The organism is Neobacillus sp. NRS-1170 (genome assembly GCF_050468025.1).
This window is the reverse complement of record NZ_JBITPF010000067.1, coordinates 43,757-55,603: the sequence shown is the minus strand read 5'-3', so window position 1 is coordinate 55,603 and position 11,847 is coordinate 43,757. Positions and strand designations below refer to the sequence as shown.

12 protein-coding genes and 1 riboswitch are annotated in these 11,847 nt (G+C 42.7%); of the genes, 11 read left to right on the top strand and 1 reads right to left on the bottom strand.

What is annotated here, in order from left to right:
* Positions 1-332 precede the first annotated feature (332 nt).
* Positions 333-1,553 carry a TolB family protein gene (locus ACIFOT_RS25280; RefSeq protein WP_430069473.1) on the bottom strand — a complete coding sequence of 407 codons (1,221 nt, stop codon included), beginning with the start codon at positions 1,551-1,553 and terminating at the stop codon, positions 333-335.
* 78 nt (positions 1,554-1,631) lie between these two features.
* Here ACIFOT_RS25280 and ACIFOT_RS25275 point away from each other — a divergent pair, with 78 nt between their 5' ends.
* From ACIFOT_RS25275 to purF, 11 genes are all read left to right on the top strand, one after another.
* Positions 1,632-2,501 (top strand): mechanosensitive ion channel family protein, encoded by an 870-nt coding sequence (locus ACIFOT_RS25275; RefSeq protein WP_430069482.1) that lies wholly within the window; start codon positions 1,632-1,634, stop codon positions 2,499-2,501.
* 46 nt (positions 2,502-2,547) lie between these two features.
* Positions 2,548-3,090, top strand: a complete 543-nt coding sequence (locus ACIFOT_RS25270; RefSeq protein WP_223596038.1) for a DUF2179 domain-containing protein — start codon at positions 2,548-2,550, stop codon at positions 3,088-3,090.
* On the top strand, positions 3,087-3,284 hold the full coding sequence (locus tag ACIFOT_RS25265; protein WP_223596039.1) for an NETI motif-containing protein: 198 nt from the start codon (positions 3,087-3,089) through the stop codon (positions 3,282-3,284). Before ACIFOT_RS25270 ends, ACIFOT_RS25265 begins: the two co-directional genes overlap by 4 nt.
* A 94-nt stretch (positions 3,285-3,378) precedes the next feature.
* Positions 3,379-3,480, top strand: a riboswitch (purine riboswitch).
* Positions 3,481-3,608: 128 nt separating this feature from the next.
* Positions 3,609-4,097, top strand: a complete 489-nt coding sequence (gene purE, locus ACIFOT_RS25260) for a 5-(carboxyamino)imidazole ribonucleotide mutase (RefSeq protein WP_335713876.1) — start codon at positions 3,609-3,611, stop codon at positions 4,095-4,097.
* Complete coding sequence (gene purK, locus ACIFOT_RS25255) at positions 4,090-5,238, top strand: 5-(carboxyamino)imidazole ribonucleotide synthase (protein WP_430069469.1); 1,149 nt, start codon at positions 4,090-4,092, stop codon at positions 5,236-5,238. Before purE ends, purK begins: the two co-directional genes overlap by 8 nt.
* 3 nt (positions 5,239-5,241) lie before the next feature.
* Positions 5,242-6,537 (top strand): adenylosuccinate lyase, encoded by a 1,296-nt coding sequence (purB, locus tag ACIFOT_RS25250; protein ID WP_430069466.1) that lies wholly within the window; start codon positions 5,242-5,244, stop codon positions 6,535-6,537.
* 76 nt (positions 6,538-6,613) lie between these two features.
* The gene (gene purC, locus ACIFOT_RS25245) at positions 6,614-7,327 is read left to right on the top strand and encodes a phosphoribosylaminoimidazolesuccinocarboxamide synthase (RefSeq protein WP_430069463.1); all 714 of its coding nucleotides are present in this window, start codon (positions 6,614-6,616) and stop codon (positions 7,325-7,327) included.
* A complete protein-coding gene (purS, locus tag ACIFOT_RS25240) occupies positions 7,320-7,574 on the top strand; it encodes a phosphoribosylformylglycinamidine synthase subunit PurS (RefSeq protein WP_430069460.1) in 255 nt (84 codons plus the stop codon). Before purC ends, purS begins: the two co-directional genes overlap by 8 nt.
* Entirely contained in the window at positions 7,571-8,254 is a 684-nt protein-coding gene (gene purQ, locus ACIFOT_RS25235) for a phosphoribosylformylglycinamidine synthase subunit PurQ (protein ID WP_430069457.1), read from the top strand. Before purS ends, purQ begins: the two co-directional genes overlap by 4 nt.
* Positions 8,238-10,463 carry a phosphoribosylformylglycinamidine synthase subunit PurL gene (gene purL / locus ACIFOT_RS25230; RefSeq protein ID WP_430069454.1) on the top strand — a complete coding sequence of 742 codons (2,226 nt, stop codon included), beginning with the start codon at positions 8,238-8,240 and terminating at the stop codon, positions 10,461-10,463. The genes purQ and purL overlap by 17 nt, the downstream gene beginning before the upstream one ends.
* Positions 10,439-11,845 carry an amidophosphoribosyltransferase gene (gene purF / locus ACIFOT_RS25225; protein WP_430069451.1) on the top strand — a complete coding sequence of 469 codons (1,407 nt, stop codon included), beginning with the start codon at positions 10,439-10,441 and terminating at the stop codon, positions 11,843-11,845. The genes purL and purF overlap by 25 nt, the downstream gene beginning before the upstream one ends.
* The last annotated feature ends 2 nt before the right edge of the window (positions 11,846-11,847 follow it).

Sequence of the window (11,847 nt, the reverse complement as noted above, 5' to 3'; positions counted from 1 at the left end):
CGAGAGGGTTGTCTTTTTGTTTTGGGATCAAAGAATCCTGTTTGAAGAGTCCCATAGACTCTTAAATGGGACAAAACGTTAACTCAAATGGCCGGAAATGTCTCATAGACCCCTACTATGGGACATAAATGCAGTTCAAATCAGACGAAATGTCCCATAGACTGCTTCTAAGGGACAAAAAGCCAGCTTAAATCAACGGAAATGTCCCATAGACCCCCCACTATGGGACAAAAAGCCAGTTCAAATCACACGAAATGTCCCATAGTCCAAACCCGACAGTCAAACCCGCTGATCTTGTTAAATCTTCTTAATATCTCAAACACCATCAACCTTTATCGATTCCCGATACCCATTCCCTCATATAAATCCAAAACCTCATCCCAATGCCACTTCTCGTAATACCAGGTTCCTAAAGTAATATCTCTAATCCATAATTCCTCTCCCGAGTTCCTAGAAACGAATACATTAGCCTTTTCCCTATCCGTCCTAACCCAAATAAGAGAACGGTCCAAAAACTGCGGTGCAAAGTCGCCTTCTTTTTTAGAAGGAAAGGTCACTTGCCTTTGTTTTTTAGAAACCTCAAATATACTCGGCAATGGCCGTTCATTAACATCCACTAACTCACTTTCCTTGGAACGTGAAGCATACAAAATATCGTTATTCTTCCATGCGAAATCCCGATCAGCATACCCCTTTGGAGTATGAACTACCCTATGAAAATCTGGCACACAAACTGTCTTCAATTGCTTATTCTTCAATGCCTCTCTGCCTATCCCGCTTATATATCCAAGAGTATGCTTAGCAGGTCCCCATTGAAACCACTCCTCATAATTTAACATCTCATCAACTCTTTTAAAGGCCTGTCCATTTGAAGAAAGAATACAAAGCATATTACTATCAGCAGATAGGGACGCTGTTGGCACCATTAAAAAACTAATCCACTTACGATCATGAGACCATTTAAACTGACTTGTACTAATATAGAGCTCATTTTCCCCAACAGGGACTGTAAAAAAGTGCTTTACCAACGGCTTCTGCCGTCCTAATAAAACCTTGGATAATATGATATCAGAATTTAACTTTTCGCTTTCCTTAGAAGAGGTAAGTAAACCCTTTCCATCAGGCTGCCAAGAAAAATTTTCAATATTCGCGGCTACTTGACTACCCAGAAAAGAGGTAGCTGTATTTAAGACAAATAAGTCTTTCCCCTTAAGAAAACCGATCTTATTTTCCCGAGGGGACCATTGAAAGTCTCTAGTAATATTCGATTTTACCTTAAAGTGTTTGTTTATTTTAATATTGTAAAGCCACAAATCGCCATTATAGGGAGACTCCCCGCCCTTTAGGTAAGCTACCCAGTGACCATCATACGACCACTTTGGATATCTAACATAATTACCGGCAGTAATCCTCTTTTCTTTATCCCCGACCTTAATCCAAAGGTCATTCCCCCGAATGAAAGCTGCCTTTAAAGAGTTTTCAGCATTTACAGGAGAATTGAACGAAATGATAGAAAAAACCAGAAACAAAATTAGAAGAACTTTTTTTAACATAAAAATACCCCCCATTTTATTCATTTAGTATGCCCTCAATGGTAAAGACTAAAGATGAACGGAATGGAAGCAGGTGACATGATGGACAGACTGGATTTTCTGCATCAGTATAAATTAACAAGCATTATATTAGCTGTTGCAATCGCGTGGTTAATTGTTTTTATCATAAATAAAGTGATTCATAATTTTTTTCAAAAAACAAATTTTCTTGAGGAGCGGAAAGAGCAAACGATTGAAAGCATGATTCGTTCCTTTACTAAATACACGGCAACGCTAACGGTCATATTTTTTGCCATATCGCAGTATGTGAATAATTTTGGCAGAGTATTGGCAGGTGCTGGGATTGTCGGGGTTATCGTCGGGTTTGGGGCGCAAAGCCTGATAAAGGATATCTTGTCAGGAATTTTTTTAATTTATGAAAAGCAGCTTCATAAAGGTGATTTTATTACCGTCAATAATACCTTTAATGGGATAGTCGAAGAGATTGGCCTGCGGTTTTTAAAGGTCAGGGAGTGGAGCGGAAAGCTGCTGACAATAAGCAATGGGGAAGTAAAGCAAATTCAAAATTATAATATTGATCAAATGCGTGTTATTGAAAGAGTGGTTGTGAGTTACCGGGAGGACCCAGCCCGAGTAATGGGAATCCTGGAAATTGCTTGTGAAAAAATAAATGAAACAAACGGGCCCTGTTTAAAAAAGGATTCGTCCGATTGTATTGTCGAGCCATTTCAAGTTTATGGGATGACGTCAATCAACGCTAATTTTAGAGGGATTGAATATACGATTACCGGCCTTGTGGATGATACTTTATATTGGAATGCAGCGAAGGAAGCAAGGCGGATCATCGCTCAAACTCTATATGATTTTCAAATCCAACTTGCCGAAGATACGATGGTAGTAAAATCTCAAGTTTCTCCCGCATCAGTGCAAAGGGCTGACCGTTTATAAATTATGTGCTAAAGTATAGTGTGTAAAATGCAAGGGGGGACATCTTATGTTGGAAAATAGTTTACTTATGGTTGCCATTATCCTCGTGATTAATATTGTTTATGTTTCTTTTTTTACAATAAGAATGATTCTGACCTTAAAGGGCCAGCGTTACTTAGCTGCGTTTCTAAGTATGATTGAGGTGGTTATATATGTACTGGGACTCGGCCTTGTCTTAAATAATCTGAATGAAATCCAAAACCTGATTGCCTATGCTGTTGGATATGGCATTGGTGTCATTGTTGGGATGAAAATTGAAGAGAAACTGGCATTGGGGTATATTACTGTTAATGTCATTACAAAGGAATATGATAAAGATTTGCCTAAAATTTTAAGAGAAAAAGGGTACGGTGTGACAAACTGGGAGGCAAATGGTCTTGAGGGCGATCGCATGGCTATGCAAATTCTCACCCCTAGAAAATTTGAATTAAAGCTATATGATACGATTAAAAGCTTGGATCCGAAAGCATTCATTATCTCGTATGAACCGAAAGCGATTCACGGCGGGTTCTGGGTGAAATCTGTGAAAAGAGGGAAATTGTTTTCATGAGTAAAAAGAAGATGCAATTTGAAGTGCAGGAAAATGAAAGTATTGAGGAATGCCTGAATAGAATAAAGCAGCAAGGATACTTTCCTGTCCGGAGAACAGAAAAACCCATTTTTCAAGAAGTAAAAAAAGGAAATGAGACGATTTATGAGCCAATAGGCCGTCAAATAGTCTTTGAAGCGAAAATAATAGAGTAAAACACGAACGTTGTAGAGTCATTTAAAAATAATGTTCGATTTATTGGTTGACAGTCTTAAGGTTGATTGGTAAGATAAAGGCAGATAATCTAACAAAACAACTTATCTTTACCCTCGTATATCCATGGGAATATGGCCCATAAGTTTCTACCCAATAACCGTAAATTATTGGACTATGAGGGAAAGTCAATATGTTCGGCACACAAAATGGGGCTAGTACTTCCGTTTTGTTGACCTTAAATGCTCATGCCCGGACAAATGGCTTTCTCTTCTAGAGATGCCATTTGTGCCGGGTTTTTATTTTGAATCAATGGGGGAATCGGAATGGAAAAGCGCGTCGGTGTCATCATGGGAAGCAAGTCAGATTGGGAAACGATGAAGAACGCTTGTGAAATATTAGATCAATTAGAGATTCCGTATGAAAAAAAGGTTGTTTCAGCCCATCGAACACCGGATTTGATGTTTACATATGCCGAAAAAGCTAGAGAAAGAGGATTAAAGGTTATTATAGCCGGTGCGGGAGGAGCAGCTCATCTGCCTGGTATGGTGGCAGCAAAAACCACGCTGCCAGTTATCGGGGTGCCGGTTCAATCAAAAGCGTTAAATGGCTTAGATTCCTTGCTATCAATCGTGCAGATGCCGGGCGGTGTTCCAGTGGCAACCGTGGCCATTGGAAAAGCCGGAGCTGTAAATGCCGGCCTGCTGGCTGCACAAATTTTAGCAACGGAAGACATAGAACTGGCTAATAGATTAGAAGCTAGACGTGAAACTATGAAACTAGAAGCACTAGAAAGTAGTGATCAACTTGTCTAACAAAACCATTTTACCTGGAGCAACAATTGGAATCATCGGCGGAGGACAGCTTGGCAGAATGATGGCATTGTCCGCTAAAGCACAAGGCTTCCGGATTGCAGTTTTAGAGCCTGCAACCGACTCTCCTTGCGGCCAAGTGGCGGACCTTGAAATCATTGGAGCTTACAATGACCGCGAAGCAATCAGCAGACTAGCCGAGGTCAGCGATGTGATTACTTACGAATTTGAAAATATTGATGCTGAAACATTAGAGTGGATTTGTGAGAAGGCTTATGTCCCGCAAGGTCCAAAGCTCTTAACGATAACGCAGGATCGAATTAAAGAAAAAGCAGCCATCCGAGAGGCTGGAGTAGAGGTTGCCCCTTATGAGGTCATCAACAGCTTAGAAGATCTTTTTTCAAACATAAAACGGATTGGTTACCCAGCTGTATTGAAAACGGCACGAGGCGGCTATGACGGCAAGGGACAACTTGTTTTGAAAAGCGATAAAGATTTACAAAAAGCAGATGCACTCATTAATCATGGAGCGTGTGTACTAGAAAAATGGATTCCTTTTGAAAAAGAAATCTCCGTAATTGTGACGAGGAAACTTGATGGTGAAACGGCATTTTTTCCAGTAGCAGAAAACATTCATCATGAAAATATTTTGCATACAACGATTGCTCCGGCAAGGATATCAGAAACTTTACGAGGCCGTGCCATGGAAAAGGCTAAGCTAATCGCTGATTCACTCGGATTGGTCGGTACACTGGCTGTTGAGATGTTTTTGACGGAGGAAGGAACCATTTACATTAATGAACTGGCTCCAAGACCGCATAATTCCGGGCATTACACGATTGAAGCCTGTGAGACGTCACAATTTGAACAGCATATACGAGCGATTTGTAATTGGCCGTTAGGCAGCACAGAGCTATTAAAACCGGCCGTAATGGTCAATCTATTAGGAGAGCATCTTGAAAAGTTATATCAAGAAATTCCGGCAATGACAGACTGGAAGGTTCATTTATACGGCAAAAAGGAACCAAAATTGAAAAGGAAAATGGGGCATGTTACCATTTTACGAGATGACGTTTCAGCAGCACTTTCAGAAATTGAAGAAAGCAGCATCTGGCGCACAGCAAAAGAACTGATTGGAGGATAAAACATGATTGATCGTTATACTAGACCTGAAATGGGAGCTATTTGGACGGAGGAAAATCGCTTTAATGCCTGGCTGGAGGTTGAAATCCTCGCATGTGAAGCATGGTCCGAGCTTGGAGACATACCAAAGGAAGATGTAAAGAAGTTACGTGAAAATGCTTCTTTCAATATTGACCGTATTAAAGAAATCGAAGAAGAAACAAGACACGACGTTGTGGCCTTTACTCGCGCTGTTTCCGAAACATTAGGCGAGGAGCGCAAGTGGGTCCATTACGGCTTAACTTCTACAGACGTAGTCGATACCGCATTATCGTATGTCTTAAAGCAGGCAAATGCAATTTTACAAAAAGATCTTGAAAACTTTATTGAGATTCTAAAAAACAAAGCACAAGAACATAAATACACGGTCATGATGGGGCGGACGCACGGAGTACATGCTGAACCGACGACATTTGGCTTAAAGCTTGCACTTTGGTATGAAGAGATGAAGCGCAACTTAGAACGGTTTAAGCAGGCTGCAGAAGGAATTGAGTTTGGCAAAATTTCCGGTGCTGTAGGTACTTATGCCAATATCGATCCGTTCGTGGAACAGTACGTGTGTGAAAAGTTAGGGCTGCAAAGAGCGCCAATTTCAACGCAAACCCTGCAGCGCGATCGACATGCTCACTACATGTCTACCATCGCTTTAATCGCAACGTCGATTGAAAAATTTGCCGTTGAAGTACGTGGATTGCAAAAGAGTGAAACGCGTGAGGTTGAGGAATTTTTTGCAAAAGGACAAAAGGGCTCATCAGCAATGCCGCATAAACGCAATCCAATTGGCTCTGAAAACATGACGGGAATTGCCCGCGTGATTCGCGGCTACATGCTGACCGCTTATGAAAATGTACCGCTTTGGCATGAACGCGATATTTCCCATTCATCAGCAGAAAGAATTATTTTGCCGGATGCGACCATCGGCTTGAATTACATGCTGAACCGTTTCGGAAATATTGTGAAAAACTTGACGGTCTATCCAGAAAACATGAAACGCAACATGGATCGTACGCTTGGGTTGATTTACTCACAGCGCGTGCTGCTTGCCTTGATTGACAAGGGATTATCCCGTGAGGAAGCATATGACACGGTACAGCCAAAAGCGATGGAAGCGTGGGAAAAGCAAGTTCCTTTCCGCGGCTTAATTGAAGCAGAAGAAAAAATTACTTCCTTGCTTTCACCGTCCGAAATTGCGGATTGCTTTGATTACAACTACCATCTCCAACATGTTGATACGATTTTTGATCGATTAGGGTTGAACTAAAAAAATAGAGGGGCATTGAAAGTGCCCCTCTTCATATTGAAGATTCCCAATATTGCGAACACAAGGAGTGACCATAATGAGTGAACTACTATACGAGGGCAAAGCTAAACGAATTTACGCAACTAACGATGAACAAGTTGTTTTAGTCGAATACAAGGACTCCGCTACTGCTTTCAACGGGCAAAAGAAGGCAGACATCAATGGCAAGGGCCGTTTAAATAACGAGATTACGAGTTTGCTATTTTTAAAGCTTAAAGAACATGGAATTGACTCACACTTTATCAAAAAGACTTCGGAAACCGAACAGCTAGTGAAAAAAGTCACCATCATCCCGCTCGAAGTGGTCGTTCGCAATGTGGCTGCAGGAAGTCTATCCAAAAGATTGGGAATCGAAGAGGGCAAACAGCTGACAACGCCATTAGTTGAGTTCTACCTCAAAAATGACGAGCTTGGCGACCCGCTAGTAACAGTTGATCACATTCTTGAACTAAAGGCAGCAACAACAGATGAACTCACAGTATTAAAAGAAAAAGCACTTCAAATTAATACAGTTTTATCAAGCTTTTTTAAAGAACTAGGGATTCGCCTTATTGATTTCAAACTAGAGTTTGGGAAAGACAGTGAGGGTCAAATCCTGCTGGCTGATGAAATTTCTCCTGACACCTGCAGACTGTGGGATCAAGAGACAAATGAAAAGCTCGATAAGGATGTATTCCGCCGCGATTTAGGAAGTTTAACAGAAGCCTATGAAAATATCTTAACAAGACTTGGAGGACGTCAGCATGTATAAAGTAAAGGTGTTTGTTACATTAAGAGAAAGTGTCTTAGATCCGCAAGGGAAAGCAGTTACACATTCCTTAAATTCCTTAAACTATAACGAAGTAAAAGACGTCCGCATCGGAAAATATATGGAATTGACTTTAGAAAAATCAGAACGTGATATTCATGAGGTAATCAATGAAATTTGCACAAGTTTACTTGCCAATCCGGTTATCGAAGATTACCGATATGAAGTAGAGGAGTGTGTCGCACAGTGAAGTTTGCGGTCATCGTCTTTCCGGGATCCAATTGTGATGTCGACATGTACCATGCCATCAAAGATGAGCTTGGTGAAGAGGTCGAATATGTGTGGCATGATACTGAGAGCTTAGAAGGATTTGACGGAATTCTTCTTCCTGGCGGCTTTTCCTATGGAGACTACCTCCGCACGGGCGCTATTGCCCGCTTCAGCAAGGTCATGAAAGAAGTCGTCAAAGCGGCTGAAGCTGGCAAGCCTGTTCTCGGCGTGTGCAACGGTTTTCAAATTCTTCTAGAAGCAGGCTTGCTTCCAGGGGCTATGCGCCGCAACGAAAGCCTTTCGTTTATTTGTAAACCAGTGGAATTAAAGGTCGAAACCAATCAATCGATTTTTACTGCCGCATACGAAGAAGGGCAAACGATAACGATTCCTGTTGCCCATGGTGAAGGAAATTATTACTGTGATGAAGAAACGCTGGAAAATTTAAAGGCGAATAACCAAATCGTCTTTACCTATAAGCAAAATCCAAACGGTAGTTTAGAAGATATAGCTGGAATCACCAACGAAAAAGGAAACGTTCTAGGCATGATGCCGCACCCTGAAAGAGCCGTAGATGAACTTTTGGGCGGAGCAGACGGATTAAAGTTATTTCAATCAATTGTAAAGTCATGGAGGGAAGCAAATGTTGTTAAAGCTTGAGCCAAATCCAGAACAAGTGAAAGCAGAGAAATTATATCAGCAAATGGGTTTGTCCGATGAGGAATTTACAATGATTGAAAACATCCTTGGCCGGACTCCGAATTATACGGAAACAGGCTTGTTTTCGGTCATGTGGTCCGAGCACTGCAGCTACAAAAACTCCAAGCCGGTCCTCAGAAAGTTTCCTGTAACGGGTGAGAAAGTCCTTCAAGGCCCTGGAGAGGGTGCGGGAATTGTCGACATTGGTGACGGCCAGGCGGTCGTATTCAAAATTGAAAGCCACAACCATCCATCCGCTATCGAGCCTTATCAAGGCGCAGCTACCGGTGTTGGCGGCATCATCCGCGATGTATTTTCGATGGGTGCCCGTCCAATCGCTCTATTAAACTCACTTCGTTTCGGTGAACTTGATACAGCACGGGTCCGCTACCTATTTAAAGAAGTTGTAGCCGGAATTGCCGGTTACGGAAACTGTATCGGAATTCCAACTGTTGGCGGCGAAATCCAATTTGAACCATGCTATGAAGGGAACCCGCTTGTTAATGCGATGTGTGTCGGTCTCATCGACCATAAAGATATTAAAAAAGGCCAAGCGCACGGAGAAGGAAATACGGTCATGTATGTTGGCGCCAAAACGGGCCGTGATGGCATTCATGGTGCAACCTTTGCTTCCGAAGAATTGACAGAAAACTCAAATGAAGATCGTCCAGCTGTTCAGGTCGGCGACCCGTTTATGGAAAAGCTGCTTTTAGAAGCCTGTCTTGAGTTAATTCACTTCGATGCCCTTGTCGGCATTCAGGATATGGGAGCAGCCGGTCTTACCAGCTCTTCAGCAGAAATGGCGAGCAAGGCCGGAATGGGAATCGAAATGAATCTTGACCTCGTCCCGCAGCGTGAAACGGGAATGACAGCCTATGAAATGATGCTGTCAGAATCACAGGAACGGATGCTGATTGTTGTTAAAAAAGGAAGAGAACAAGAGATCAAGGATCTTTTTGATAAATATGATTTAGAAGCGGTTGCCATCGGTAAGGTTACAGATGATAAAAAGCTGCGCTTAATCCATCAAGGTGAAATCGTTGCCGATGTTCCGGTTGATGCCTTGGCCGAGGATGCGCCGGTTTATCAAAAGCCATCGCAGGAGCCGGCTTATTTCCAAGAGTTCCAAGCGATGGAGAATGAAATTCCGCCAGTTGCTGATTTGAAAGAAACATTAGTGAATATCCTAGCTCAGCCTACCGTTGCCAGCAAAGAATGGGTATATGAGCAATATGACCACATGGTCCGAACAAATACAGTTGTGGCACCAGGGTCGGATGCTTCTGTAGTCAGAATTCGCGGCACCCGCAAGGCCTTAGCGATGACAACTGATTGCAATTCCCGCTATGTGTACTTAGACCCGGAAACCGGCGGAAAAATTGCCGTTGCAGAAGCAGCTCGTAATATTGTCTGCTCTGGTGCAGAACCATTAGCAATTACTGACAACCTTAACTTTGGAAGCCCGGAGAAGCCGGAAGTATTTTGGCAGATTGAAAAAGCAGCCGATGGAATCAGTGAAGCCTGCCGCGTCCTTGAAACACCTGTCATTGGCGGAAACGTATCCCTCTATAATGAAACAAGCGGGACTGCGATTTACCCAACACCGGTGATTGGGATGGTAGGACTTGTTACGGATTTAGACCATATTACGACTCAACACTTCAAAAATGATGGCGACCTTATTTACCTCCTAGGGGAAACAAAAGAAGAGTTCGGGGGCAGCGAATTACAAAAGCTAGTTTACGGCAAGGTATTTGGCAAAGCCCCAGCATTAAATACGACCTTGGAAAAAGAAAGACAAAATCAAGTTTTGGCTGCGATTCGTGCCGGGGTAGTTCAGTCTGCCCATGACCTATCAGAAGGCGGTCTAGCTGTAGCATTAGCAGAATCCTTATTTAACGGTAACGGACTTGGTGCACAAGTGAAAATCGCCGAAAATCCAGTTTCTGCCCTATTTAGTGAAACACAATCACGCTTTTTGTTATCTGTTAAAAAAGAGCACCAAGTAGAGTTTGAAAGTTTAGTTAATGCTCAATTGATCGGAGAAGTAAATCTTTCAGGTACAGTAAAAGTCAAAACGGATAGCGAAACAGTACTTGAGAGCACAGTTGAAGAATTAAAAGCTGCCTGGAAAGGAGCCATCCCATGCTTGCTGAAATCAAGGGATTAAACGAAGAGTGCGGTATCTTTGGCGTTTGGGGTCATCCAGACGCCGCCCAGCTTACTTATTACGGGCTACACAGCCTTCAGCACCGCGGGCAAGAAGGGACGGGTATTGTTGTCTCTGATGGCAAAACCTTAAAAGGGGTTAAGGGCGAAGGGCTGGTAACGGAGATTTTTACAGCAGATGCGATGAAAGAATTAACGGGTACGGCAGCCATCGGCCATGTCCGTTATGCGACAGCAGGGGGCGGCGGTTACGAAAACGTCCAGCCGCTCCTGTTCCATTCGCAAAGCGGCAGTCTGGCGCTTGCACACAATGGGAACCTCGTTAATGCGAATTCCTTAAAACATCAGCTTGAGACCCAGGGAAGTATTTTTCAAACAAGTTCGGATACAGAGGTACTGGCGCATTTAATCAGAAGAAGCGGCTTTGCCAATATGAACGACCGCGTGAAAAATGCCCTTTCAATGTTAAAGGGTGCGTATGCCTATTTAATAATGACGGAAAACGAGTTAATGGTGGCGCTTGACCCTCATGGACTTAGGCCGCTTTCACTCGGGTGTCTCGGCGATGCTTATGTTGTTGCTTCAGAAACATGTGCCTTTGATGTAGTCGGAGTTGAATACATCCGTGATATCATGCCTGGAGAGTTACTAATCATTAACGAGAAGGGGCTGACATCCGAACAATTTGCTGTTAGTTCCACTAAAGCCATGTGCATGATGGAATATGTTTATTTTTCAAGGCCGGATAGTAATATCCAGGGGATTAATGTCCATACGGCCCGTAAAAACATGGGTAAAAGACTAGCAGTAGAAGCGCCGATTGAAGCTGACGTTGTCACAGGTGTTCCTGATTCCAGCATTTCAGCAGCGATCGGTTATGCCGAAGCAGCTGGCATTCCTTATGAAATGGGCTTAGTTAAAAATAAATATGTTGGCAGGACGTTTATCCAGCCTTCACAAGCATTACGTGAGCAGGGAGTAAAAATGAAACTTTCGGCTGTCCGAGGTGTCGTTGAGGGTAAGCGGGTTGTTATGGTAGATGATTCCATTGTCCGCGGTACGACGAGTCGAAGAATTGTTTCACTTCTTAAAGATGCGGGAGCGACAGAGGTACATGTAGTCATCAGTTCTCCACCGATTAAAAACCCGTGTTTTTATGGGATTGATACGGCAACTAAAGAAGAATTAATTGCTTCGGATAAATCGGTAGAGGAAATTAGAGAGCTGATTGGGGCGGATTCATTAACCTTTTTAAGCTTAGATGGTATGGTAAAAGCGCTTGGGCAGGACGGTAATGGTGGTTTTTGTCTTGGCTGCTTTACTGGAAATTATCCGACAGAAATATATCCTGATACACTTCAGTACTATTATCAAAGGGGCTGACG

Bases quoted from the DNA above. Each gene is read 5' to 3' on its own strand.
- ACIFOT_RS25275 (WP_430069482.1), top strand. From the start codon at position 1,632: ATGATGGACAGACTGGATTTTCTGCATCAGTATAAATTAACAAGCATT.
- purC (WP_430069463.1), top strand. From the start codon at position 6,614: ATGAGTGAACTACTATACGAGGGCAAAGCTAAACGAATTTACGCAACT.
- purS (WP_430069460.1), top strand. From the start codon at position 7,320: ATGTATAAAGTAAAGGTGTTTGTTACATTAAGAGAAAGTGTCTTAGAT.
- purE (WP_335713876.1), top strand. From the start codon at position 3,609: ATGGAAAAGCGCGTCGGTGTCATCATGGGAAGCAAGTCAGATTGGGAA.
- ACIFOT_RS25280 (WP_430069473.1), bottom strand. From the start codon at position 1,553: ATGTTAAAAAAAGTTCTTCTAATTTTGTTTCTGGTTTTTTCTATCATT.
- purF (WP_430069451.1), top strand. From the start codon at position 10,439: ATGCTTGCTGAAATCAAGGGATTAAACGAAGAGTGCGGTATCTTTGGC.
- purB (WP_430069466.1), top strand. From the start codon at position 5,242: ATGATTGATCGTTATACTAGACCTGAAATGGGAGCTATTTGGACGGAG.
- ACIFOT_RS25265 (WP_223596039.1), top strand. From the start codon at position 3,087: ATGAGTAAAAAGAAGATGCAATTTGAAGTGCAGGAAAATGAAAGTATT.
- ACIFOT_RS25270 (WP_223596038.1), top strand. From the start codon at position 2,548: ATGTTGGAAAATAGTTTACTTATGGTTGCCATTATCCTCGTGATTAAT.
- purL (WP_430069454.1), top strand. From the start codon at position 8,238: ATGTTGTTAAAGCTTGAGCCAAATCCAGAACAAGTGAAAGCAGAGAAA.